Annotated in this window: 19 protein-coding genes and 1 rRNA gene; 5 read left to right on the top strand and 15 right to left on the bottom strand. The window is 43.7% G+C overall.

The genetic code is table 11. The features are described 5' to 3' along the window. Nucleotides 1-7 precede the first annotated feature (7 nt). A 5S ribosomal RNA gene (gene rrf / locus AACX68_RS18250) occupies nucleotides 8-123 on the top strand. 63 nt (nucleotides 124-186) lie between these two features. Here rrf and actP read toward each other — a convergent pair. The 3 genes from actP to acs form a co-directional block, all read right to left on the bottom strand. Beyond that, nucleotides 187-1,848: a cation/acetate symporter ActP gene (gene actP, locus AACX68_RS18245; RefSeq protein WP_228858209.1), complete on the bottom strand. Its 1,662-nt coding sequence runs from the start codon at nucleotides 1,846-1,848 to the stop codon at nucleotides 187-189. Next, on the bottom strand, nucleotides 1,845-2,156 hold the full coding sequence (locus AACX68_RS18240; protein WP_099111057.1) for a DUF485 domain-containing protein: 312 nt from the start codon (nucleotides 2,154-2,156) through the stop codon (nucleotides 1,845-1,847). The genes actP and AACX68_RS18240 overlap by 4 nt, the downstream gene beginning before the upstream one ends. Nucleotides 2,157-2,350: 194 nt before the next feature. Then, nucleotides 2,351-4,306: an acetate--CoA ligase gene (gene acs, locus AACX68_RS18235; RefSeq protein WP_228858208.1), complete on the bottom strand. Its 1,956-nt coding sequence runs from the start codon at nucleotides 4,304-4,306 to the stop codon at nucleotides 2,351-2,353. 391 nt (nucleotides 4,307-4,697) lie between these two features. Between acs and sodA the strand changes: the two genes are divergently transcribed. The 3 genes from sodA (at nucleotide 4,698) to yiiM (ending at nucleotide 6,576) form a co-directional block, all read left to right on the top strand. Continuing rightward, nucleotides 4,698-5,324, top strand: coding sequence for a superoxide dismutase [Mn] (gene sodA, locus AACX68_RS18230; protein ID WP_228858207.1), 627 nt, complete (start codon nucleotides 4,698-4,700; stop codon nucleotides 5,322-5,324). 103 nt (nucleotides 5,325-5,427) lie between these two features. Next, on the top strand, nucleotides 5,428-5,850 hold the full coding sequence (locus AACX68_RS18225; protein ID WP_228858206.1) for an Exc2 family lipoprotein: 423 nt from the start codon (nucleotides 5,428-5,430) through the stop codon (nucleotides 5,848-5,850). A gap of 54 nt (nucleotides 5,851-5,904) precedes the next feature. Continuing rightward, complete coding sequence (yiiM, locus tag AACX68_RS18220; protein WP_228858205.1) at nucleotides 5,905-6,576, top strand: 6-hydroxyaminopurine reductase; 672 nt, start codon at nucleotides 5,905-5,907, stop codon at nucleotides 6,574-6,576. A 101-nt stretch (nucleotides 6,577-6,677) separates the two neighbouring features. On the opposite strand, the gene trpS is transcribed toward yiiM, so the two are convergent. From trpS to AACX68_RS18165, 11 genes are all read right to left on the bottom strand, one after another. Then, nucleotides 6,678-7,712, bottom strand: coding sequence for a tryptophan--tRNA ligase (gene trpS / locus AACX68_RS18215; RefSeq protein WP_228858204.1), 1,035 nt, complete (start codon nucleotides 7,710-7,712; stop codon nucleotides 6,678-6,680). Between the two features lie 4 nt (nucleotides 7,713-7,716). Beyond that, nucleotides 7,717-8,421, bottom strand: a complete 705-nt coding sequence (locus tag AACX68_RS18210; RefSeq protein ID WP_099120446.1) for a phosphoglycolate phosphatase — start codon at nucleotides 8,419-8,421, stop codon at nucleotides 7,717-7,719. A gap of 14 nt (nucleotides 8,422-8,435) precedes the next feature. Next, the gene (gene rpe / locus AACX68_RS18205; protein WP_099111050.1) at nucleotides 8,436-9,110 is read right to left on the bottom strand and encodes a ribulose-phosphate 3-epimerase; all 675 of its coding nucleotides are present in this window, start codon (nucleotides 9,108-9,110) and stop codon (nucleotides 8,436-8,438) included. 57 nt (nucleotides 9,111-9,167) lie between these two features. Next, nucleotides 9,168-9,986 (bottom strand): adenine-specific DNA-methyltransferase, encoded by an 819-nt coding sequence (dam, locus tag AACX68_RS18200; RefSeq protein WP_099124874.1) that lies wholly within the window; start codon nucleotides 9,984-9,986, stop codon nucleotides 9,168-9,170. 84 nt (nucleotides 9,987-10,070) lie between these two features. Further along, the gene (locus tag AACX68_RS18195) at nucleotides 10,071-11,021 is read right to left on the bottom strand and encodes an SPOR domain-containing protein (RefSeq protein ID WP_228858203.1); all 951 of its coding nucleotides are present in this window, start codon (nucleotides 11,019-11,021) and stop codon (nucleotides 10,071-10,073) included. 173 nt (nucleotides 11,022-11,194) lie between these two features. Beyond that, a complete protein-coding gene (gene aroB / locus AACX68_RS18190) occupies nucleotides 11,195-12,283 on the bottom strand; it encodes a 3-dehydroquinate synthase (protein WP_228858202.1) in 1,089 nt (362 codons plus the stop codon). A 45-nt stretch (nucleotides 12,284-12,328) separates the two neighbouring features. Beyond that, on the bottom strand, nucleotides 12,329-12,850 hold the full coding sequence (aroK, locus tag AACX68_RS18185; protein WP_038260059.1) for a shikimate kinase AroK: 522 nt from the start codon (nucleotides 12,848-12,850) through the stop codon (nucleotides 12,329-12,331). 402 nt (nucleotides 12,851-13,252) lie between these two features. Further along, nucleotides 13,253-14,338 (bottom strand): secretin N-terminal domain-containing protein, encoded by a 1,086-nt coding sequence (locus AACX68_RS18180; protein ID WP_228858201.1) that lies wholly within the window; start codon nucleotides 14,336-14,338, stop codon nucleotides 13,253-13,255. Continuing rightward, nucleotides 14,335-14,901 carry a hypothetical protein gene (locus AACX68_RS18175; protein ID WP_228858200.1) on the bottom strand — a complete coding sequence of 189 codons (567 nt, stop codon included), beginning with the start codon at nucleotides 14,899-14,901 and terminating at the stop codon, nucleotides 14,335-14,337. Before AACX68_RS18175 ends, AACX68_RS18180 begins: the two co-directional genes overlap by 4 nt. Continuing rightward, nucleotides 14,891-15,445 carry a PilN domain-containing protein gene (locus tag AACX68_RS18170; RefSeq protein ID WP_228858199.1) on the bottom strand — a complete coding sequence of 185 codons (555 nt, stop codon included), beginning with the start codon at nucleotides 15,443-15,445 and terminating at the stop codon, nucleotides 14,891-14,893. Before AACX68_RS18170 ends, AACX68_RS18175 begins: the two co-directional genes overlap by 11 nt. Continuing rightward, complete coding sequence (locus AACX68_RS18165) at nucleotides 15,442-16,362, bottom strand: hypothetical protein (protein ID WP_228858198.1); 921 nt, start codon at nucleotides 16,360-16,362, stop codon at nucleotides 15,442-15,444. The genes AACX68_RS18170 and AACX68_RS18165 overlap by 4 nt, the downstream gene beginning before the upstream one ends. Nucleotides 16,363-16,486: 124 nt before the next feature. Between AACX68_RS18165 and mrcA the strand changes: the two genes are divergently transcribed. Continuing rightward, nucleotides 16,487-19,018 (top strand): peptidoglycan glycosyltransferase/peptidoglycan DD-transpeptidase MrcA, encoded by a 2,532-nt coding sequence (mrcA, locus tag AACX68_RS18160; protein ID WP_228858197.1) that lies wholly within the window; start codon nucleotides 16,487-16,489, stop codon nucleotides 19,016-19,018. Nucleotides 19,019-19,129: 111 nt separating this feature from the next. On the opposite strand, the gene AACX68_RS18155 is transcribed toward mrcA, so the two are convergent. Continuing rightward, on the bottom strand, nucleotides 19,130-26,284 hold the full coding sequence (locus tag AACX68_RS18155; RefSeq protein WP_228858196.1) for a Tc toxin subunit A-related protein: 7,155 nt from the start codon (nucleotides 26,282-26,284) through the stop codon (nucleotides 19,130-19,132). Nucleotides 26,285-26,588 lie beyond the last annotated feature (304 nt).

Below are 26,588 nucleotides of genomic sequence, written 5' to 3'. Positions count from 1 at the left end.
GGATTTGTCTGGCGGCAATAGCGCGGTGGTCCCACCTGACCCCATGCCGAACTCAGCAGTGAAACGCCGTAGCGCCGATGGTAGTGTGGGGTCTCCCCATGTGAGAGTAGGACACTGCCAGACATCACTTTGACAGAGAAGCCATCCTTAACCGGATGGCTTTTTTGCATTTTAAATCTGAAAAAATTAATGTGCTTTTCCTTGTTCAATTCCAATTCCTGTCTGTGAACGCAAGAATTGTCTGCGAAACATTTCGCGTTCCTGCTGGCCTTGTTCTGATGTATCAGTGATAGAAAAGAACCACGCACCGGCAAATGCCACAATCATGGAAAATAAAGCTGGATATTCGTAGGGATAAATGGGTTTTTCATGTCCAAGAATACTAACCCAGATTGTTGGGCCTAGGATCATTAGAACAACGGCTATTATTAACCCCAACCACCCGCCAATGAGTGCACCTCGTGTTGTCAGATTGTTCCAATACATTGACAGCAAAATAATCGGAAAATTACAGCTCGCTGCAATAGAGAAAGCCAGCCCGACCATAAAGGCAATATTTTGTTTTTCGAATAAAATACCTAACCCAATGGCGATAACCCCCAGAAAAACAACTGTAATTTTCGAAATTCTTAATTCATCCCGTTCATTAGCCTGACCTTGTTTAATCACATTTGCATAGAGGTCATGAGAAACTGCTGAGGCACCTGCAAGTGTTAATCCCGCAACCACAGCTAAAATAGTGGCAAAGGCGACAGCAGAGATGAACCCGAGGAAGAAATCCCCACCCACGGCTGTTGCAAGGTGAACAGCAGCCATATTAGTTCCACCGAGTAATGCACCGGTGCCATCTTTAAATGCAGCATTAGGGCTGACTAACAGTATTGCGCCAAACCCGATAATAAATGTCAGAATATAGAAATAGCCGATAAATCCGGTGGCATAGAAAACACTTTTACGTGCTTCTTTGGCATCATTAACGGTAAAGAATCGCATAATGATATGTGGTAAACCTGCGGTACCAAACATTAACGCTAATCCTAAAGAAAGCGCAGATATTGGGTCAGAAACTAATCCACCGGGACTCATAATTTTTTGGCCATTCGAGTGAACGGCAATAGCTTCCTTAAACAGGGTATTGAAGTTGAAATTTACGGCTTTCATGACCATCAACGCCATGAATGTGGCACCGGCCAATAACAGGATTGCTTTAATAATTTGCACCCATGTTGTTGCCAGCATTCCGCCAAACAGCACATACAGAACCATCAAAATACCAACTAAAACCACAGCGATGTAGTAATTCAGCCCAAATAACAACTCGATGAGTTTTCCTGCTCCAACCATCTGCGCAATCAGGTATAAAGCAACAACAACCAGTGAGCCGACTGCTGATAATGTACGGATTGGGCGCTGTTTTAGTCGGTAAGAAGCAACATCAGCGAATGTGTAGCGCCCCAGATTTCTTAATCGTTCTGCGATTAGGAACAAAATAATCGGCCAGCCGACAAGGAAACCAATAGAATAAATAAGGCCATCATAACCAGAGGTATAAACCAGTGCTGAAATCCCCAAGAATGATGCTGCAGACATATAATCGCCTGCAATCGCCATACCGTTTTGGAAGCCAGTGATCCGCCCGCCTGCGGTATAGTAATCAGAACGTGAAATTGTCCGTTTTGATGCCCAATAAGTGATGTAGAGTGTGAACCCGACAAATAACAGGAACATGATGATTGCCTGAATATTTAAAGGTTGTTTTTCTACATTACCTGAAATGGCATCTGCTTGAGTGAGGATGGGGTAGAGGGAAGAAAATAACGCAATTGTTGATAGGACAAGTTTTCTCATTTTCTCACCTCATTGAGAATAGCTGAGGTTAAACGATCAAATTCACCGTTTGCTCTGATGACGTAAATCCCCGTTAATATAAAAGAAATAAAAATAATACCGACACCCACAGGAATACCACGAGTCATGCTGGATCCCTCATAAAGAGGTGTACCAAGCCATCCAGGAGCAAAAGCGATGAGGAAAATAAAACCAACATAGAGTATTAACATAATGGCAGATAACAACCATGCAAAGCGCCCACGCTTTTCAATTAACTCTTTAAAGTGAGGGTTGTTTTCGATTTCTTGATAAATATCGGTACTCATCAGGCTATCTCCTTTTAGGTATTAAAGGACGAACCTTAAACAACTTTGAGGGTTGCCAGATACGGACAGCAACATTCGAGAGAATGCATGACTATCTGTCACGTCCCTGAACAGTTCTGTATTTTTTGATTATGCTTACCAAGCCGCCTTGCGGCGGCGTGCATGTGTACTATATGTGCCTTATAGCATGTACATTAAGGCATCATTATGGATTGCTTTTCTTCCAATAATTTTTCCACAACGCCGGGATCAGCCAAAGTGGAAGTATCACCTAAGTTGCCAGTATCACCGGAAGCAATTTTGCGTAAAATACGCCGCATAATTTTTCCTGAACGTGTTTTTGGCAGAGAATCAGTCCAGTGCAGGATGTCCGGAGTCGCAATTGGGCCGATTTCTTTGCGAACCCAGCTTCTGACTTCTGCATACAAATCAGGCGAAGGTTCTTCACCATGAATTAACGTGACATAAGCATAAATCGCCTGCCCTTTAATACGGTGTGGTATCCCGACAACAGCCGCTTCCGCAATTTTGGGATGAGCAACCAACGCAGATTCAATTTCTGCGGTTCCCAATCGGTGGCCTGAAATATTCAGCACATCATCAACACGACCAGTAATCCAGTAATAACCATCTTCATCACGTCTGGCGCCATCACCGCTGAAATAAACGCCTTTGAAGGTAGAAAAATAGGTTTGCTCAAAACGGTCATGATCACCAAACAATGTGCGAGCCTGCCCCGGCCATGAATCGGTAATGACAAGATTACCTTCACTCTCGCCGCTTAAGGTTTCTCCGGTATTATCGACTATTGCCGGGCTTACGCCGAAGAATGGCAGTGTGGCTGATCCAGCTTTGAGATCGGTTGCTCCGGGCAACGGCGTGATCATGAATCCACCTGTTTCTGTTTGCCACCATGTATCGACAATAGGGCATTGACTGTTGCCTATTTTCTTGTAGTACCATTCCCAGGCTTCTGGATTGATGGGTTCACCCACTGACCCCATGATGCGTAATGATGTGCGTTTGGTGCCTTCAATGGCTTTATCCCCTTCTGCCATTAACGCTCGAATGGCTGTTGGTGCGGTATAGAGGATATTGACCTGATGTTTATCTACAACCTGACAGAGACGATTCACATCGGGATAGTTTGGCACACCTTCAAACATTAAGGTTGTTGCACCACAGGAGAGCGGGCCATAAAGCAAGTAACTATGGCCGGTTACCCAGCCTACATCAGCTGTACACCAGTAAACTTCGCCGGGGCGGTAATCAAACGTATATTTGAATGTCAAAGATGCATAGACCAGATAACCACCGGTGGTATGTAGAACACCTTTAGGCTTACCTGTTGAACCGGATGTATAAAGAATAAATAACGGATCTTCGGCATTCATCTCTTCAGCAGGGCAATCTGAACTAATCTCTTTGGTTAATTCATGCCACCAGAGATCGCGTCCGGTATGCCAGTTTGTTGCATTATCAGTACGTTTGAAGACGACAACATTAGTCACATTTGTCACAGCCGGATTGCTTAGAGCTTCATCGACATTTTTTTTCAGAGGAACAACTCGGCCAGCTCGTAAACCTTCATTGGCTGTGATGATTAACTTCGCATTTGAATCGATAATTCGACCGGAAATTGCATCAGGAGAAAAGCCGCCGAAAATTACGGAGTGAATCGCGCCAACCCGGGCACAAGCCAGCATGGCGACAGCAGCTTCTGGTACCATTGGCATATAAATAGCGACAACATCGCCTTTTTTGACCCCGAGTTTTTTCAAGACATTGGCGAACTGGCAGACATCATGGTATAGCTCCTGATACGTAACATGTCTGGATTCAGCCGGATTGTCCCCTTCCCAGATAATGGCAGTCTGATGGCCTCGCTCCTGTAAATGGCGATCAAGGCAGTTCGCACTTAGGTTAAGTGTGCCATCTTCAAACCATCGGATACTGATATGCCCAGGGTCGAAAGAGGTATTTTTCACCTTTGTATAAGGTTTTATCCAATCGACAATTTTACCTTTCTCTCCCCAGAACCCCTCAGGATCCTGTAGTGAACGTTGGTACTCTTGCAAATATTGTTGTTTGTTTATCAGGGCTGTTTCTGCGATGTCAGCAGGAATAGGGTGCTTAATTATTTGAGTCATATTTTTATCTCCTTGCAATTGTTAATACTATGTCAAAACAAGGTTAACTAAAGTGTAAGAAGAATTTTTGTTTCTTTTTTGCGCGGAAGATCACGCAATAGAGATAATGAATGTTATGAAGGGAACATTTAATGCGGTGTCTTTATGTAAAATATACCGTTATTCATAATCTCATTTTTGGGAAAATTAACTAACTATTGGATTATATTCGGTTATTTATTCTTATTTATAGATTAAACACAAAAGGAAAGGAAACCACAGTGATAATATGGAATTGATAATCATTTTCATTACCGTTTGATTCACTATAATAATCCTGTTGCTTACAAGGTGTGATCTTCATCCCCAATAAATAAAGGGTGTATGTATTTTAAACAACTGGAGATTTAATATGAGTCATTCATTACCTTCCTTGCCTTATCCTTATGATGCTCTGGAACCTCACTTTGATGAACAAACGATGCTTATTCATCATACCAAACACCATCAAACTTACGTTGTAAATACCAATACCGCATTGGAAAATTTCCCTGAACTCGCTGGTCTGGACATTGATGATCTGGTTCAGCAGCTTGACAGAATCCCGGCTGATAAACGTACTTTTATGCGTAATAACGCAGGGGGTCATTCAAATCACAGCATGTTCTGGAAGGGGCTGAAATTAGATACAACGTTATCCGGTGCTTTAAAAGCAGCGATAGAACGGGATTTTGGCAGTATTGATGCTTTCAAAACAAAATTCGAACAGGCAGCAGCAACCCGTTTTGGTTCTGGTTGGGCTTGGCTGGTACTGAAAGAAGACGGAAAACTTGATGTTGTTTCTACTGCAAATCAGGATAGCCCATTGATGGGACAAGAAATTTCCGGTACTTCCGGTTATCCCATTTTAGGGCTGGATGTATGGGAACATGCTTACTACCTTAAATATCAAAATCGCCGTCCTGATTATATTAAGGCATTCTGGCATGTCGTAAATTGGGATGAAGCAGCAAGGCGCTACGAAGAAAAAATTAAATAACAGCTATTATCTTCATCTTTCAAAAAGTGCTGATCATAACCGTGGTCAGCATTTTTTTTCGCTATCATTCGATTTTTTCTTGTTTCGCGATTAAAGGCACATAATGAAAAAGAACGCTGTCATAACGATTACAACCCTTATAGTATCCTCTCTACTAATGTCTGGCTGTGCACAGCCCAAAACAAGTGCCGAACGTAATGCTAAGCATTTTGTTTATGCTTCTAATGATGATTTTGACCCCAATTTCAGAACTAAAATCTACGATAGTATCGAGCTTTCAGTACCATTTTTTGAACAATTCTGGCAGTTGGGTAAAAAAGACAGAGAAGCAGGGGTATCCCCCGAAGAGGCGCAGCAGCGGGTAATTTATTTAAAAGGTGATGAGTTCTTGGATTCAATTCGGAGAACATCACATTTTGAGGGGAGAGTTTATGAGAGCAGCGAAGGCCCTTCACTAAAATGGCGTAAGGCAATGTCCGAAGCTATATCTGCTACTTATATGGATGGTTATGAAGGTCGGAATTAACCGCTTGTTTTACTGACTGTCTGTTCGTTATTTGTTTATTGAGGAGAAATGGAAATGTATTACCCGCAGATATATAGAGGAAAAATAATCTCCTCCGAGAAATTGGGTTCCTCTGCAATCAATAAGCTGCTGGTAAATGGCAGTTTACAGCTTACTTCTCTGGGACTGGAAGGTGATGAACAGGCAGAAGCCCGCTTTCATGGCGGGCCGGATCGTGCACTTTGCCATTATCCGATGGAACATTATCTATTTTGGAAAAGGCAATTTCCTGAATTAATGGAATTATTTGTACCACCTTTATTTGGTGAAAATATATCAACGGAAGGGATGACAGAAGAGAGCGTTTATATCGGAGACATTTTCCAGTGGGGAGAGGCAATTATTCAGGTAACTCAGCCCCGTTCGCCTTGTTATAAACTTAATATCATTACCGGTATTGAGAATTTTGCTGCCATCATGCAGGACAGAGGCTATTGCGGATGGTTATATCGTGTGATCTCTTCAGGTGTAACCTGTGCGGGTGAACCAATAAAACTTCTCAGCCGGAATAGTGATGTTTCTGTAAAAGAAGCCATTTCCATTGCTTTCCATAGCCCATTTGATGAAGAACAATATCGTCGTTTAATGGGAGCTGCCGGGCTATCTGCCAGCTGGAATCTCACGATGCAGAAGCGGATATTACTTGGAAAAATAGAGAGTTTTAGTCACCGCTTATTTGGGAAATAAGTAACTTTCTATTTTTAAACAGGTATTCAATTGGTTGTTACTTAAGCCATGTATATATGTCAAAGGGTCAGCGTTAATAACCCTTTGACATGTAACCACTATTACGGATGGGTAATAAACCCAATTGCTTCATAAACCTTATTCAGGGTTTCCTGAGCACGAGCCTGTGCTTTTGCTGCACCTTCTGCCATGACTTGGTTAAGCAGAGCTTCATCATTACGGAAATGGTGATAACGTTCCTGCAAGTCAGCCAGCATTTCACACACTGCGTCTGCAACCGCACCTTTCAGGTGGCCGTACATTTTTCCTTCGAACTCTGCTTCCAATTCAGGGATGGTTTTGCCTGTTACACCTGACAGGATATCCAGCAGATTGGAAACACCCGGTTTGTTTTCCAAATCATAGCGGACACGAGGCGGCTCTTCAGAATCAGTGACTGCACGTTTGATTTTCTTGGCAACAGATTTCGGGTCTTCCAACAGAGCAATGACATTATTGCGGTTATCATCAGACTTCGACATTTTCTTGCTCGGCTCTTGTAATGACATGACACGAGCGCCTTCTTTCGGAATGAAAGGTTCCGGGATCGTGAAAATCTCACCGTAAAGAGCATTAAAACGTTGTGCCAAATCACGTGTCAATTCAAGGTGCTGTTTCTGATCAATACCTACAGGGATCTGATTAGCCTGATAAAGCAAAATGTCAGCAGCCATCAGGACAGGATAGTTAAACAGACCCGCGTTAATATTTTCAGGGAAACGGGCGGACTTATCCTTAAACTGTGTCATGCGGCTGAGTTCGCCGAAATAGGTATAACAATTCAGTGCCCAGGCTAGCTGGTTATGCTGAGGCACGTGTGATTGTACGAAAATAGTGCTTTTCTTTGGATCGATACCACAGGCAAGGTAAAGTGCCAGCGTATCCAGCGTGCGTTTTTTCAGTTCTTCAGGATCCTGACGTACGGTAATACTGTGCTGGTTAACAATACAATAGATGCAATCATATTCATCCTGCATCTGAACCCACTGACGTAACGCTCCCATGTAGTTACCGATGGTCAATTCACCGGAAGGTTGTGCGCCGCTGAATACAATAGGTTTCTGTGTTTTTGGTTTCGTTGCTGTGGGTTCGTTCATTTTATTACGCTTCCTGTAAGTTCAAAGTTGGTAGTCCAATTGTTGGTAGTAAATCCGGAAAATTGTCTAGTACATAATCCGGGTGATTTAGTGCTATTGATTCCCCATAGTTATATCCATAGGTTAAGCCAACACAAGGGCAGCCTGCCGCCTGTGCAGCCAAAATATCATTACGGGAATCACCAACAAAAAGCAATTCGTCTTTATTTAAACCAAACATGCCCATTGTCAGATACAGTGGTGCCGGGTGAGGTTTTTTCTGTTTAACATCGTCTCCTCCCAGTACCAGTGAAAAGTATTGACTGATACCAAGAGATTCCAGTAGTGGAGCAATAAAAGGTGTCGGCTTATTAGTAATAATCGCCATCGGCAGGTTGTGTTTTGCCAGCTCAGCCAGAGTTTCTTTGACATGAGGAAAGAGTTTGCTGCCCGTCGTGACGGTAGTTTCGTAGAATTTATCGAACAGACTGCGGGTTTCACTGAACAATTCAGGGGAAAACTCTCCGACAGCCCATTTCAGGGCACGTTCAACCATGATGTCCGCGCCATTACCCACCCACACAGCAACGCGTTCTTTGCCTGCTGCGGGCAGACCTTTGGTGAGCAAGGCCTGATCCAGAGCATCTGCCAGCCCACCGGCGCTGTCTACCAGCGTTCCATCCAGATCGAATGCAATGGCCTGAATTGCTTGTACTACATTTTTTTTCATCATGTTGCCTGTCGTTATGCCACTGTTGATAACTCACTGCGCATTTCATCAATGACTGCTTTATAGTCAGGCTGACTGAAAATAGCAGAGCCTGCAACGAACATATCTGCACCAGCCTGAGCTGCCGCAGCGATGTTATTGGCTTTGATACCACCATCAATTTCGAGACGGATATCATAGCCGCTTTCATCGATAATTTTACGGACATGACGCAATTTATGTAGGGTTTCCGGAATGAAAGACTGGCCGCCGAAACCGGGGTTAACTGACATCAATAGAATAACGTCGAGTTTATCCAGTACATAATCCAGATAGCTGAGAGGTGTTGCCGGATTGAATACCAGACCAGCTTTACAGCCATGATCTTTAATCAGCTGTAGTGTCCGGTGAATATGTTCACTCGCTTCGGGATGGAAAGTGATATAGGTTGCACCGGCCTTAGCAAAATCGGGGATAATGCGATCTACAGGCTTCACCATCAGATGAACATCGATGGGAGCGGTAATACCATAATCGCGCAGTGCCTGACAGACCATCGGGCCAATTGTCAGGTTTGGGACGTAATGGTTATCCATAACGTCAAAATGCACAACATCAGCACCGGCTGCCAGCACCTTTGCGGTATCTTCACCCAGACGGGCAAAATCTGCAGATAGAATGGATGGGGCAATCAGAAAATCTTTCTTCATTATTCTCTTCTCCAATTCATTGTTTATCCCCGTTATTTCAGGGACAGGAAACCTCAATCACTTCTGGCAGTATAACGCCAAAAGTTCATCAACTTTACTGCGGGCAAGAATATTTCTACTTATTGTCCGGCGGGCTTTAACAATGTAAAGGGAAGCATGATGATACCATTCACGTGTCATCGGCGTGTCATGGTTGGATATGAGCACCGGAATACCATGTTGAGACGAAAGATTATAGGCAAGCCGCGCCAGATTTTCTTGGTCTGTCAGGTTAAAACTATTTGTATGGTAGGCTGTAAAATTTGCGGTTGCTGAAAGGGGAGCATATGGCGGGTCGCAGTAAACCACTGAGCCTTTTGGGACATTAGTTAATGCGACTTCATAATGCTGGCAGATAAAAGTAGCCTTCTTAGATTTTTCAGCGAACCAATACAGCTCATCTTCAGGAAAATAAGGTTTTTTATAGCGTCCGAAAGGAACATTAAATTCGCCGCGTAAATTATAGCGACACAGACCGTTATAGCAGTGACGGTTAAGATACAGAAACAACACGCTGCGATGGAATGGATCTTTGCTTTTGTTGAACTCTTCTCTCAGGCGATAGAAGGTTTCAGACGTATTGTATGCTGGTGAAAATAAGGGACGGACATGATCAATAAACTCATCCGCACGAAATTTTACCGTATCGTACAGATTGATCAGATCACTATTGATATCTGATAAGAGATAAGAATCATAATCGGTATTCAGGAATACCGAGCCTGCGCCAACAAATGGCTCAACTAAGCGATCGCCCTCTGGCAGATGACGTTTAATATCATCCACCAAGGGGTATTTTCCACCGGCCCATTTTAAGAAAGCGCGTTTTTTTTTCATGCCGTCAATAAAGTATTCAATAATTTCAGAGCCGCAGATTGTACTCTGTTTAGGACAGCATATCAGCGCCTAATCAAAATAGTTTTATTTTTTCAGATCTTGATGAACCTGTTGTAGTTTTCTTACCCAGGGTTTTTGTGTCCGAATGTCTACAGGGAGTGAGGCAATCGCTTTTTTGGCGTCAGAAGCGGAATTGTAGCTACCGTAGATCAAAATAAACCATGTCTTATCATTACGTTTAGTTTCATAAACTTTGTAATGGGAAAGGTTATTCTTTTTCGCAAAAGCAATCAAGGTATCCGGGCGACTGGCGCTGCTTAACTGGAGTGTAAACCGATTTGCCGGTACTTTCAGTAGGTCTTCACCGATACTTGCCGTACTTTGTTTATTTGTCTGATGGTCAGTCGTTGCGGGTTTTGTGGAGACCTTATGTTGTTTTTCGGTTTTTTGCTGTTCAAGCGGCGTCACTGTCGTTTGCTTTACACGGCTCTGTTGTGGTGTCGGTTGTGAGAATGGCTGGTTTTCCTGTTCCGTATTTTTTTGTACTGCATTGTTGATATTGCTCTGTTGCTGATTTAAAGCATCAGAAATGTCACCGGGTAATTCGATACGTTGGTTGTAGCCACCCGTTCCGCTGGTCGGGGAAAGATTCTGGCTAGGGGTACTGCTGATTGGCGGCATGCCGATTTCATGCGGATGGTCAGAGGCAGAAGTTGCAGATGTGGATGGTGCTTCCTGTGTGCTATTTTGCTCATTGTCGGAAGATGATGAAGTGCCGGATAGGTTGATACTTTTCTCGACTGAATTTGATGACTGTTGCTTTTCATGTTCTGTTGGTGATTTCAGGGCAGAACTGATAGCGATAATGAGCAGTAAAAGCACAAGGATACCAACCCCAATCATCATTTGTTGACGGGATATTGCCAGTTTTGGATTCTGCTTCTGGGGGCGTGATCGCTGAGGGGGACGATCAGATGTATCGGGTTTAAACTCGTTTTCTGTTTTTTGTTTATTTTCTGATTTTAATTCGTCCATATGCCCTCCCAGCTGAGATAATATTACCAATTGCTATGTGACTAATAACGGAGTGATAGGTTTGGCGGCCTGACCTAACTGAAACTGTTCACATTATACCCATTATTTGAAAAATCTATCGGATATATCTATCAATGTAGCTATTTTATAGCAAACAGCCAGAAAAGTAGGGATCATTCACTACAACGTCGGATGGCATCTAATATGATATCGGTGCTGATATCAGAACGAAGTTCTGCTTTCCCGATAGCTGTGGGTAATACCAGACGAAGCTTGCCTGCAGTGACTTTTTTATCGCGCATCATATGAGGTAAGTAATTTTCAGGAGGCATTTCTGACGGGCCATGTACAGGCAGTTTTGCTCTTTCCAGCAGACTGATGATGCGCTGTGTATCCTGACCGGAGAATGAGCCAACAAGTTCAGAAGCCCGTGCAGCCATGACCATCCCTGCTGCGACTGCTTGCCCATGCAGCCAGACTCCGTATCCCATTTCAGCTTCAATCGCATGCCCGAAAGTATGGCCGAGATTTAATAAAGCCCGCATACCTGAGCGTTCATGCTCATCGGCCGCTACAACAAGGGCTTTCAGCTCACAGCAACGACGGATGCAGTAAGCCATAGCCTGATGATCGAGATCCAATAATTTTTCAATATTGCTTTCAAGCCAGTCGAAAAATTCACCGTCCAGGATAACGCCATATTTGATCACTTCAGCTAGCCCTGCATACAGCTCTTGGGCTGGCAGGGTATTTAAACAATTGAGATCAATGACCACAGAGGCGGGCTGGTAAAACGCCCCGATCATGTTTTTACCGAGGGGGTGGTTGACTCCGGTTTTTCCACCAACAGAAGAGTCAACCTGAGAAAGTAGAGTGGTGGGCACCTGAATGAAACGGGTGCCGCGCTGATAGCTGGCAGCAGCAAAACCCGTCATATCACCGATGACACCACCACCGAGAGCGATAAGCGTTGTGTCCCGGGCATGATTATTTTCCAGTAAGGCCGAAAATATATCATTGAGCACAAAAAGTGATTTGTATTGTTCACCGTCAGGTAAGATAACTTCATTCACCCGAAGGCCCATATTCAGCAATGTGGATTTCACCTGTTCAAGATACAGGGGAGCCAGTGTTTCATTGGTCACTATCATGACCTGCTGACCAGATTGCAGGGGCCTGAATGCTTCACTGCTCGAAAACAGCCCTTGGGCGATGGTAATTGGATAGCTTCTTTCACCTAACGTAACAATCACTTGTTCCATATCAGCTTTCGCCTTATTTTTTGCAACGGATTGAATCTGCGGAAATTAATTTTTTTCCAATAATTCAATAATTTGATTAGCTACAACTTTGGCGCTTTGCTCATCTGTACGTATAGTCAGGTCAGCAATTTCCTCATACAGAGGATTGCGCTCATCAGCCAGATTTTCTAAAACTTCACGTGCTGGTGCATCAACTTGAAGTAAAGGGCGTTTTTTGTCGCGCTGGGTACGAGCTAACTGTTTTTCGATAGTTGTTTCTAAATAGACGACAACACCACGGGCAGACAGACGATTGCGGGTTTCTTTTGACTTAACAGAACCCCCCCCAGTTGCCAATACAATGCCTTGTTTCTCAGTCAGTTCGTTAATTATTTTTTCTTCGCGTTCACGGAAGCCTTCTTCGCCTTCCACATCGAATACCCAGCCCACGTCAGCTCCGGTACGTCGCTCAATTTCTTGATCGGAGTCGTAAAACTCCATATTGAGTTGCTGAGCTAACTGACGACCAATAGTGCTTTTGCCGGCACCCATAGGCCCAACCAGAAAGATATTGCGTTTCTCTGCCATGTTTTTGGTATTACTAAGACTATTTGTTAATGATAACCCGCCCCGCCAATCAGATTAGCCGCGGGACCTAAACTGAAACCTCATGAGTGAAATGTGAGATCAGATGGAAAAATTATCTCAGCACATCAGCCTATATTGCAACTATATAAATCAGCACGAACCGATTGAATCGGGTTCATGCTTTTTTTCTGGCTGACTGTAACCCTACCCATGAATATTTTGGTAGGCTTTTGCTGGTAATGAGAGACCTGCTCACTCAATTAGATAATCCTTGTATGCTAAATTGCTCTCAGCGTCAAATCCATAAACAGGTCAGACCAAGGAAAATGGCTGATAATCGGGCGATAAAATAACATATACCGCATTTAACTAACTGATAAGTATATTCATATTTTTGTGTGATTAAATATCAGTCAATTGAGGTGTAATAAAAATTACGAGCTCCCTTCGGCTATGTCGTTCTCCCTGTTGGTTAAATAATGCTCCCAATATAGGAATTTCTGACAAGTAGGGCACTTTTTGCAGACTGGCGCCTTTTTTCTGTTGAAAAATACCGCCCAGAATAAGTGTTTCACCATTTCTAACGGTAACTTGTGTCATTATTTCTTGTTTATCAATCGCCAGATTTTCATTTCCGCCCTGATTAATGGGAAGGCCGGGCGCATTCTGGCTGATCTTGAGTATTAACCGGATTTTTCCGTTCTTTAAAATGTGTGGAGTGACCTCCATCCCCAATACGGCCTCTTTAAACTGAATCGATGTTTTATCCTTATTCTGTACGATATAAGGAATATCAGAACCCTGTTTAATGCTGGCAGGTTGCTGATGTGAGGCTGTCAGTCGTGGGCTGGCAATGATATCCAGTTGATTTTCTTGTTCTAATGCACTGAGTTCCATTTCCAGCAGAGTGGCATGGATACGGGCTGCGTTCAGCACTAAACGATGGCTCTGGCTACCCGCAGGCTGATGCAGGTTCAGGCGGTTAAACCCCAGAGCCCGATTTAGTGGATCGGCGGTCATACCCCAGTGAATACCTAATTCATGCAGTGCTTCTCTACTGCTGGTGACAATATGCGCTGTAATTTGTACTTGTTGTTGTGGTGTATCCACTTCTTTCAGCCAGTTTTTGATGCGAGTAATAGCATCAAATTTATCTTCTAATATCAGACTGTTTGTTAAAGCATCATGTTCTACTTTTCCCCATTTTGTCAGCAAGGCAGGGGTATTTTTTTGCAATTGTTCTGTTATTTTTCCGGCATCGGCGTATTGCAGGGTAATAACCTGATATTCGATTTCCTGATCATCCTGTTCTGACTGATGGAACTCCGTTGCTTCATCTGCCGTATTTTCATTGATAGGGTCGTGTGGCGGCTGGAAAGGATCTCTTACATTTATGGAAAACGCCGCTTCTTCCGGTTCAGTATCTTCAGCACAACTGAAAAAGGATAAAAACAGGAGTACCAGTAAGGTGTAAACACAATTCTTCATTGCTGCTTTTCCTCATAATTTATATTTTCCTCATGACTCATATCTGCCAGTACCATGCGGACGGTCAGGCTATTATTGTCGGGAGTGATAGTGAGGTGTTTAATCAGCAATAAGGGCCGTAACTGCTGAATTTCACTCAGAAAGCGGAGTAATTGCTCATAGGTCAGTGACAATATGATATGCCATAAAACCTGATGACCTTCTTTGTGGCTTTTCCATTCCATCAGTTGGCTGCCGGAACGGGTTAAAGGCTGGTGGAGCCGTTTAAGTACCGTCGTTTTCGGGGATGATGTTATGTGACTATTTGAGTCGAGATTAGTGGTTATCTGTTGGATCTGCTGGTGAAGTTCGGTTAAGTCCGGTAGTTCGGAAAAACGGGTTTGAGATAATGTAATATCATTTTTCTGCTCTGCTATTTTGGAGCGAAAAGAATGAATGGCATCTTTATTGCTCTGCCAGACAAAAAAATAGAACCCCAAAATAAGAGGAACGATCACCAATTGCTGTAATAAAAATAATTGCCATGCAGGGCGAAATAACCACACCAGATAATTATTTTTCATTATTGTTCCCCATTAACCACTCAGCATCAATGGTAAATACCCGGAGAGAGTCTTCAGGTGTCGTTGTCATTTTTTTCAGTTGGACATTGATAAGTGAAATATTGCCTGTCAGGTTATCCAATAAATCAGAAACATCTTCATAACTCTGGCTACTGGCAGCAAAAACTAATTGGCCGGAATCATCACTGAATGTAGTTAGCCAGCTTTTTTCCGGTAATAAGTGAGGAAGCTGACGAAATAGCTGTAAATATCGCTGATTCTGCTCCATGAATAACTGTTTTTTCCTTAATTGTTGAGCCAGTTGTTGTTGCTGATGAACAGCCTGCTCTGTTTCACTGATAGTTTGTTTTAATTGCGCAAGTTGGTGGCTATTTTCAGTAAATTGGTTCTGATATTGTCCAATTTGTTGTTTTTGCTCTATTGAAATGATTACCAGAGCGGCAATCCACAGAAACAGTTGTAACCCGAGGAACAGCCCCCATTTATGACACCGACGTTTAAGCCTTGCCTGTCGCCAGGGTAGAAAATTCACCTGATGCATCATTGGTCATCCGGTCTTAGTGCTAATCCTGCCGCTATCATAAAAGCACCGATGTTTTCCGGTATTGGGGGCTGGTAATGGCAAAATGCTGACAGTAGGTGCCAGACCTGAACGGATTCTGCTGGCGCGGCCTGCTGCTTTACCGGAGTAAGGCTGGTGGGTTGTTCATTACTGTAATAAATCGGGTAATTTTCCCCATCCGGAGTAATGGGAAGCTGGTTAATGACCTGTGTCAGACTGGCATGTGACTGGGTTGATACAAGCCCATAACTGAAAGGCAGGCTCGCCGGGGCCAGCCATAGCCAGTCAGTTTTTCGTTGATGAACCAGCCAGCTGTTACCGGGTATTCCCGCCAGTTCGGCTACATAGCGTAATGCGCAGGGGGCAATATCGATGGCATCGGGTGATAAACCGATTTCTGCGAGCAGGCTGATCCAGAAATTAAGGTCTTTTTGGCGGGTTGCGCTTATACAGATTTGTTGCCCATGTACCCGATAATCGAGAGCCAGATCAGTGGTGGGAAATTGCTTTTCGGCATTAGCACGGACAAACCAACCGAGTTCCGGCTCCTGTAATGAGATGTGCTGAGGCAGAGGAATTTGTTTCTGTAATGTTTGCTGAACAGGTAGTGCCAGCCTTAATTTAACCTTGTTAGGTAATATTTGCCGCCACTGCGTTAAGATTTTGCGTAATTTTTCTGGATACTGTAACCATCCCCCTGAGATAGGGGTGTTTGGTACCTTATTTAATAAGGAAGTTTCACTAAATGACGATGTTTCATTAAATAAAGATGTTTCATCAAATAAAGAGTAGTGCCAGCAGTGCCGGAATTGCCAGCCATGACGGCGTTTAGTGGCGGCAAGCGCACGAATGTAATGATTATGGATATCCAGGCCGATATACCATTTGGCTGGGTACATATAGTGATTTCCTTATCAGTGATTAGTAATTAATGAAAGGCCATATTCATCGTGTTGTATAGCCTTTATACTACGTACTAATCGTTTATAAACTGCCTCATTAACATGGCGTGAGAAATTTCAGGTGAAGTTCATAAAGTATTTTTTGATCCTTGTCGTTTTTTGCATTTTATTGGGAACTGCCTCGATTTTTGGTTTGTACAAATATATCGAGCCACAGTTACCTGATGTCGCGACGTTAAAGGATGTCCGATTACAGACACCGATGCAGGTGTTCAGTGCTGATGGCGAACTCATCGCTCAATATGGCGAAAAACGCCGCATACCGCTTACCCTATCCGAAATGCCTCCGTTGTTGGTAAAAGCCTTTATTGCCACAGAGGATAGCCGTTTTTATGAACATCACGGTGTTGATCCGATAGGTATTATTCGTGCTGCCTCCATTATGATGACTTCGGGACACGCTTCTCAGGGAGCGAGTACCATCACACAGCAGCTTGCGAGAAACTTTTTTCTTACCCCGGAAAGGACTTTGATACGTAAGGCGAAAGAAGTATTTCTGGCGATTAGAATTGAGCAGATGTTAACCAAGGATGAAATTCTTGAGCTGTATCTCAACAAGATCCATCTCGGTTATCGTGCGTATGGTGTCGGCGCTGCCGCGCACGTTTATTTCGGCAAAAACGTGAATGAATTGACACTAAGTGAAATGGCGATGATTGCCGGATTGCCGAAAGCGCCTTCAACTTTAAACCCGCTGTATTCTTATGAGCGTGCGACCAACCGCCGTAATGTGGTGCTGGGTCGTATGCTGGAAGAGGGCTACATTACTCAGCGGCAGTATTATCAGGCCAGAAGTGAGAAATTAGTTGCCAGTTACCACACTCCGCAGATTGCGTTTTCTGCACCTTATCTGACTGAAATGGTCAGGCAGGATCTGATTAACCGTTATGGCGAAAGTGCGTATACGGATGGTTATAAGGTCTATACCACTGTGACACGTAAAATCCAGCTGGCTGCTGTCGATGCCGTTCGTACTAATGTGATTGACTATGATATGCGTCATGGTTATCGCGGTGCTCAGGAAGTGTTATGGAAGGGAAGTCAGCTTGCATGGAGCCAGTCTAAGATTACCGATAAGCTGAAAACCTTACCGAAATATGGCCCCCTGTTGCCTGCGGTTGTCATGAAATCTAATGCTACTCAGGCTGAAGTGATGCTGACAGATGGCAGCAAAGCTGAACTGACGATGGCAGGAGTCCGCTGGGCACGTCAGTTCAAAACTGACAGCCTGCAAGGGCCGGCACCACAAAGTGTGGATAGCGTAATCCGGGCTGGTGAGCAGATTTGGGTCAGAAAGGTCAATAACGTCTGGTGGCTGGCTCAATTACCGGAAGTGAATGCGGCGTTGATCTCCATTAACCCAATAAATGGTGCGGTAGAAGCGCTGGTTGGTGGTTTCAATTTTGAATTAAGTCAATTTAACCGCGTGACTCAATCATTGCGTCAGGTTGGCTCCAATATCAAGCCATTCCTGTATACCGCTGCGATGGATAAAGGGCTGACGCTGGCATCATTGCTGAACGATGCACCTATCAGCCGTTGGGATGCTGGTGCAGGTACGGACTGGCGCCCGAAAAACTCGCCTCCGACCTATGATGGCCCGGTTCGTTTGCGTCAGGGGCTGGGGCAGTCCAAGAACGTGGTGATGGTACGTGCTATGCGTGCGATGGGGGTCGATTATGCGGCTGACTATCTGAAACGCTTTGGCTTACCGGGAGAGAATGTTGTCCGTACAGAATCACTGGCGCTGGGTTCACCTTCTTTCACACCAATGCAGTTAGTACGCGGCTATGCAGTGATGGCGAACGGTGGCTATCTGGTTGATCCTTACTTCATTAACAAAATTGAAAATGATGCAGGAAAAGTTCTGTACGAAGCGAAGCCTAAGGTTGCCTGCCCACAATGTACTGATATTCCGGTGATCTACGGGGATACAACGCGCTCTATTGAGCTGTCTGAAGATTCGATTGAGAACGTAGCTCATTCCGATGTTTCCCAAAACCCCGTGTTACTACCACAGCCGGATCTGGAAAGTGTCGCGCCTAATCTGTACGTTGATGATCAGCAATATGCTCCGCATGTTATCAGTACACCGCTGGCATTTTTAATCCATGATGCCCTGAAAACCAACATCTTTGGTGAACCGGGCTGGATGGGAACGGGTTGGCGCGCCGCCCGCGATTTAAAGCGTCGTGATATCGGCGGTAAAACCGGGACAACCAATAGTTCGAAAGATGCATGGTTCTCTGGTTACGGGCCGGATATGGTGGCAACAGTCTGGATTGGTTTTGATGAGCACAGCAGAAGTCTGGGACGTACTCCGGCTCTGAAAGGAGAAGGCGGAGCGAAAACGGCTCAGCCAATCTGGGATTACTTCATGAAAATGGCATTAGAAGGAGTGCCTGAAAAACTGATGGAGGTTCCTCAAGGCATTGTGTCTGTCACGATTGATCGGGCTACGGGTAAGCTCTCTAGTGGTGGAAAAAACACCCGTGCAGAATATTTTATTGAGGGCACTCAACCGACAGAATATTCCGTACCAGAGGCGGGTACGACTGTCATCGAGAATGGTGAAAGCCAAGAACTGTTCTGATCAGTTTTAATTGCCTGTATTGCAGGTATTAAACCGAGATAAAAAGGCTCTGTCAGGAAACTGACGGAGCCTTTTATTATAGGTTATTTATCAATTTTTATAGCATAAGGGCTATTTATTCATTTTATCTTTCACAGCTTTTGCGAATGGTTTACCGCCATCTACAGCGGTGTAGTGAATATGAATATTGATATCTTTTAACCGCCACACAGGTACGAGCCCCGGATAATAAAATATGTTATCGATCACATCCTGATCAGGGAACTCCAGTGTCCAGGTGGAAATAGCGCCTGTACCTTCGAACGGCAGGTAACGGTCATCATCAAACATCAGGGTATATAGCCAATTTTCTTTCGCCACACTGCCATCATCCTCACTCAAGGAAGAGAGGGCGATTTGCTGTTGAGCGCGCAGATTATTAACCACATTTTTGCTGTTACCTGCTTTCCTGTTTGGATCATAGAGCCAATTAACTCCGTCCATATCCGGATGGGTTAAGGTAGAACTACTGGTTTGGGTCAGGATCGCACTAATCTCTGATGACAGGACAGAGCCAAGATTCAGAGTATCCAGAGAGATTGAAACGGAAATCCGTTTAATCTGACGCAGATAATGGCCGGGATAATTGTCATCAAACAGTTTTGGATTCAGGGTAAAGCTGATGGATTGTTTATTATCGATCTGTTTTCTTAACCCGCCGCTCGTTAGTAGTGAACTGAGGGAGACCGTTTTCTTAATATTCAAACGGCGCTCATTGCGCTGTAACCATGTGTTTTCCATTTGTAGCAGATCCAGTTGTAATGATTCCCCAGCCAGTAGCCCACGATAAGAGTCGTTCCACGCCGTGGTTTTAATAAAGCCCTGACGTTTGTAATCTCCGACTTCATAGCGCCAGCTACTTTCTGCCATCAGACACATGGATAACACTGCGTCATAAGCCGGAGCATACAGGGCAGCAAGACGCCCCATCAGCCATTGGTAGGTGGGAACGATCAAAAATCCGGTGGTCATAAATTCATACAGCTCGCGGGCTGTGGATTGCTGAGCCTGAGCTTCCTTCAGAGCAATCTGGGCACTCTTAATTAACAGATCCTGCTCTTTCAACTGCATCTCAATGATATTGATTTCACTTTGAGCCTGCTTGTATTCAATTTCCCAATCCTGACGGCGACGTTGGTAATCTGCACCGTCCTGCAACCTTTCGGCGGCGATATCTAATCCTTCCGCAGTGAGTTGTGCGATGATAGCCGCCGTGGTGACAGGGGCTGAATATTTAGCTCCTCCCATTGCCATACCAAAAATGTTGGGGACAACTTCCAGTGCGGCACCAGTAACGTAGAAAGGAGCGGCAGCCAGTTTGGCAACTTCTGACATGGTTTTCATGCTGATGGCGGAGACTTCCAAAGAAGAAAGGTTTTCTTCATACAGGTTGTGATAATGATCATATCTCTCCTGAGCCATTTTCTTGCTTTCTTCCAGTGTTGCCTTACCCATTTGGGCCATCTGGACAGCCTCTTGTTGCAGTTCAATGGCAAATTCAGACAACCTAATCAATTGTGATTGTTCCAGTACCTCTTGCTCTGCATTGACTTCGCTTTCTGTCGCCTGAAGTAATCGGTGCCCCATCTCAGTTAGTTGTTTCACGGCATCACTGGCGCGTTTTAACATGATTGGGAAGCGATATGGCGGAATTTGCTGCTGCATGTTGCTGAGGGTGCTGGTGGCATACCCTGTATTTCTCTGCGCTAAATTATTTGGATTGGCAGCACTGGCATAAAGTGACAACGATGATGCTTTGCCATCAATTGTCAGGCCATGACGCAGGTTATACAGCCTATTTTTCAGTGTTTGCTGGAGTTCGATGAGTTGGGTATTGAAAGGAGATATAAATAAGCTATCAATAGCCCGCACATTCGGTTTAAAGCTCGTTTTTATCTTGTCCAGAGTGACAGGATGCCAGCGCGTTGCATCTATGCCTTCCGGTAATGTCCCGAGCAATTGCTGCGCCTGTTGGTAAAGTAAACCGGCCTCGTTGAGGCTGTCTCTGGTCAGTTGCCGATAAAGGTAATCCCCCTCCTGCATCCAAAGTTTTATGAGGTAATGGAATAGGGATTTCTGGTAATAGACAGGCTGGCTGTAAGCGACTGTATCCGGATCGATCTCGTTGAATGATGATGGAAGATTACTGCCACTTTCAATAATTGGGCGAGAATTCCACATCCGAATGCCGCCATAAGGGTCAAACAGATAGTTGATAAACCAGCGCCGCGAATCGTAGAAACGTTGTTCGTCACCGAGCCGGGCTGAAACCAGATAAGGAAGATGGAAGAACAGTTCCCAGAAATATTGCCCATTAGCCCCGTTAAAATCGACTTTGGTTAGTGATGATTTGTCATCTAAGGCGGGTTCGGGTAATGATTGGGAGTCCCATGCCAGAACTCGTTCTATAGATTGAGTAGCCCTTGCAACCAGCTGCTTGCCAAATAGTGTGTTTAATCTGATGGCGGTGGAATTGAATCCTAATGTTTTGATATCGAGATATTGTGCCTGTTGTTTGCTTCGCTGCAATGTGATGGAGGGAATTTTGTCGCTTTCCCCGATAGTGACCTCGTATACATTCTCGACAAATCTTGAGGTGTCTGCTGGATTATTTTGATCCAACATAAAAATTGAACCTAATATAAAATAATATTTTTTAGTGTCTGGCTGAAGAGAAAATGGTATTTCTCCCGTTGATGCCTGGCCATTAAGATATACTTCTTGGCCAAATAGTGATTTTTCTTGTGGATAAGTTCCCATAACAAAAAAAGATTTTGCAAACTTTTCATTTTTAGTCTGGTATTGCTTACTGGCGATAGAAGTATTGTTTCCCTCAATTGAGATTGAGAGTTTCTTGTCATTTTTAGCATCCCATTGAATACTTTGTTGGAATACTTTTCCGCTAACCCATGAAAGATCACAACTTTTAATAATTTTATTTTCTTTCCACTCATTGGGTAATAACTGGAAAAGTTTTGTTTCGCCATAACTTATAGTGAATACTTCTGTTGGGGTGTTTTGCCCTTTCCATTGAAAATTAAAGGTCTTAAGACCTGTGTCACTGGCCGGTATTTGAGCTTCAATATGAATGTCATCAGTATTGATTACCCATTGGAGTTCTTTGGTAGGGAGTTTATTGGAATTAACTGACGCAGCCTGATTATTAGTGTCAAACTTGATTAGCGAGTTCTTACCCATTAATAGAAGTTTGGTTTTCGTTGGATCTAATCTGACATCTAAAGTCAGTATTGGAGATCTGAATGGCTTAAGATTAAAGAAGTTATGTTTGGTTTTTGCCTCAATTTCTTTAACAGTTACAAATTTCTCTGTACCAGCATAATGATGTTGTAAGGTATCAGGATTGTTAAACAGTTTATACCACGTTTCGACAATCTTCCTTTCACCATCGAGCGTCTTTTTATCTACTAATAATAAATCTCGTAGCTCCAGATAATAATCTTTGTTTTTTACCCATGTGCTGCTGTCTTTTTCTTTGGTGTCGTATAACAGAACTCCCATCCAGGGATCTTCTTCACGTTGTACGTCTACCATTGCAATCAGCGCAGGTTTGTATTTTTCATCTTTTAGGTAATAGTTTTCATTATCAGGGATCCGCTTACCGTCTTTAGTTGGATATTCACCGTTAGCATCGGTGCCATCCAGACGGAATAATTCGTTGGGCGCACTCCATTCCCCATTGCTTTGCTTGAAAGTAAATTTTACGTTGATAGCACGGTAATCTGTGGGTTTTTGATCAGCTCCCATGAGAGGTGTGGCTTCACGTTCAACCCATATAGCATATTGGCGACCAGAAATCACAATGGGCCGGATTGCCAGTAAGGTGCCTGATAAAGACAGAGTGATTTTTTCCCATTCACTCCATGCCAGTGGGCTAATGATGTTATTGCTGTCACGTAAACTGATATCAAGCGTTCGCCAGTAATACTCCACTGGTTCAGAATTGTTTTTGCCAATAAAGTGATAGCGGTCACTCGTGGGATCTGTGCCATCAATATAGCCGCTGATGAGTTGAAGATTACTGATCCGTTCAAATTCGGTGAGATAACGCAGAATAGCTGTTTGCAGCATATCGTTATTTAAACGGGACTGGCCCAAATCATTTTCTAAGTCATTAAATGCCTTTGTTTTACGTAACCTGCGTGTCGGGTCAATAAAGTTTTCCGGGAAGTTTCTTTGCCGTTGCCAGACCTGCCAGTGGCTATATTGACTCAGATAGCGATTCCAGTATTCAATTCTTTCATCAGTGATGGGAATGGCATCATAGCCCATTTCCAGATGAGAAAAGAGGCGGAATAAATAGCGTTGCAAACTGGCGATGGCGAAAGCTACCCGGCTGGTATCAACTTCTGCGGCAACTTGTATATCAGTCAGAAAATAGTTTGAAAGGTCTTCAATGGTGACGATATCTGATAATGAATCATCAGAAGGTGCCCAGCGCTGTAAGAGATAATCTACCAGTGCATTACGCCAGAGTTCATTGAGTAAGCCTTCGGGCTGGGATTGATCTTCGGGGTTAATAGCGGCAAATAAAGCACTACTGACCTGATGCCAGTGATCATAACCGGATGCGGTGCTCAGTTTAGCCACATCTAATAGCGGCTGAACTGACATTTCGCTTTTCTCTGCTAAGGCTTTCAGTCGCATGACGTTACTGATGCCGACAATATTTTGTGCCACTTTCGGCGTAAAGTATTGTGTTACCCGAAGGATTTCTTTATCTGACCAGCCTATCAATTCAGCCAGATTAGCGGCCGCCTGTTCTACGCTCCAGACGTCTGTGGCAGGTGAGTTCTGACCGATTTGGTTGGCCTGACGCAGATAATAAATAACATCGTCTTCTGTTTTATTCTCAGGTAATAAATTCAGCCAGTCGCTATAGCGGCTCAGGCGATGAAGGAAGGTCAGATCAAGAGCGCGGAGTTTGCCATCTTTTTGCAGTTTGAACCAATCCGGATGGTCAATCAGGGTTTCTATGCTTTTTTCTGTTAGTTTGAATATATTACAAATCGTGGAGTAACGGCTGAGATCGTACCAGGCAGCAACAGCTTTATCTTTGTGTTGTTGATCACCTAAATTGCGGGACAATGCTATGGTATTACGCAGAAAATCAGCTTGTTTGTTGTTTGTCCAGCGTAATAGCGGTAGGGAAAGCGTATTATCGATGTCAAATACATGATTAACGGCGTTAATAATCAGATCTTGCTGAGCAACAAACGCATTGATAAGTAATGTAACCAGATTTTGTGTCCAGATATTCCCTTGTTGTTTCCATGCGGCTTCCTGAGCCAGATCTTTGAGTATTTTATTCACTTCATTGAACAGTGCTTTTTCACCACCATCATTGGTTGAAATAACACTGTCCAGAACAATACCGAATTGTGTATCCACCAGTTTGGCGAGCGCTGTCATCCAAATGACGGATGTGTTTTTCGTCTGAAAACCCTGCATGGCAGAAGCGATTTTATCTTCACTCAGTAAGGCATCGTTTGCACTGGGAATAACGGATTTTATTTTTTTAATCCAATCAATATTTTCAATATCAGCAGAAGTATTACTGCCGGCCTGATAAGGCATCAGTAATAGGTTAAGGGACAAGGGGGATAGATTATGTTGCTTAATCCATTGCGTGGCATTCATGACAGCGATAAGTACATCGAGAATATCAATGGCTTTAGCGTCCTTAGCTAATACCGGAATACCTGCCAGTTGTTGCAGATAGTTTGGATTATCGCGGTTCAATAACAACAATAGCCCTAAACTTTCTTTCACCGACATGCGTAGCATGCGAGGTACGGCAACCAGACGGTACAGGGCGGAAACCACATCCAGCGAACGTTTGGGTTTACTCAGGTTCTGTGCCTGCATAACGAAAGAAAGCAATATCTGGCAGGTTGCATCATCAATATTCAATCCCCGGCATAACTGATTGACAGTTAATGCATCAATGCCTTCGGTCGCGGCGGGATCAAATTCTTTATCATCCAGAACCAGCACAAATGAAGAAGATGCCTGTTGTGACAATCCCGGAGCATTGAAAAGCTGATCAAAGAAAGAGAGTTTGTTCTCAAGAGAGTAGGGGGTTACTTGGCCGATAAAAGCGGCAAATTGCTCTGCACTGACGTTATATTCCTGCTGAAAATGCAGAAATACCCCCAATGTGCGCAGAGTTGCTTCTGTTATTAAAAACTCAGTCTGTTTTTCTGCTTTATTTGCTGTTACCAACAATAGATCTAACTCTTCATAGCTGAGTTTTAATGCCTTCTGGATATGAAGGAAACGCTGGATACGGTCAAAGTTATCGTTGCTGGCTCCTTTAATCCGGATAACATTTTTTGCCGTGTCTTTATCTTTTGTTTTTTCCAGATAGAGAGCGGGAGCTTTACCTGCGTTGATGTAGGAAGCGGCATAGTTGGCACCGGAAGGAAATTGTTTATCCGCATTACCCGGTTTAGTGACGTTACCGGAGTAGGTGACGATACTATGAGTCTTGGTTTCTTCGGCGATTCCGTTAACCGCAAACAACGATTCCGCTTCCTGAGAAGTCAGTCCGGTTTGTTGAGTGAATACGGTAAGACGCTCCAGAGATCCTGCGGCTTTGGCTGTATCTCCTTTTAGGCCGTAATATTTTTCGAAGAAATCTTTTTGGCTGCTTTGCGATGTTTCCAGTAATAGCGCCTGAAGTTTCGGTGCCAGTGTGCTGCTTATCATCATGGCTGTTTGCAGCGAGTCAGCACTCAGATTGTCATCAATAAAATTGGGATACTTGCTGTCTGCCCGTTGAATCAAATCCAGTAATGGGATCTCTTTTTTTGCCAATACGGTTGTAGTTTGCTTTAGCGGAAAATGGAATGGTAACGAAAGTGGGTAATACATATCAGCCAGAGAATGCGTCAAGGGCTGATTATTATTGATATGATTTTTGACTTTTTCAGCCAGAGCTTCAATGACGAGTGGTAACAGGCTGCTGGTCTGATTGAGGTTAGTGCTATCAAGCAATAATTTTTCGATATCAGCCCGCCGTTGGCTGAGAAAACGGGCACTCTCTTTGTCTGCATCTTTTTCAAACATCTGAATCTGTTGGTACAGCTCAACCAGATAGGCTAACGGCCCGTCATTGGCTTCGGGTAAACCCGGAAAACAATAAAGATCCTGATTATCGTTAAAGAGTGTCTTATAACTAATCTGTGAATTTATATTATTTGCCATACATGATTACCTTTGAAATAGAAATTCGATTAAAAGAAAACGGCACTTCTATTCTTCGTAACACCTTTTTCATAACATTAAGTTATGTTTCTGGCGCTATTGAAACGGTTACACTATGGCCTGTTATTGTGAGCTATCCAGCCTAAAATATATTTCGGATCTGATCGTTTATTAAAAAGTTATTTTATTTCAATGGGGTTTTAACGGGTTGAGTTTATTGAATGAATCATAAAGGGATTATCAGGAAAATATTGCAATTGCGGGTATTAATTTTTAAATAATAATAATTATGTTTATTTGTTAT

Source organism: Xenorhabdus sp. PB61.4 (assembly GCF_963894935.1).
GTDB classification, from domain to species: Bacteria; Pseudomonadota; Gammaproteobacteria; order Enterobacterales; family Enterobacteriaceae; genus Xenorhabdus; species Xenorhabdus stockiae.
Note: the sequence above shows the minus strand (reverse complement) of the source record. Positions and strands in the feature narration are given on the sequence as shown.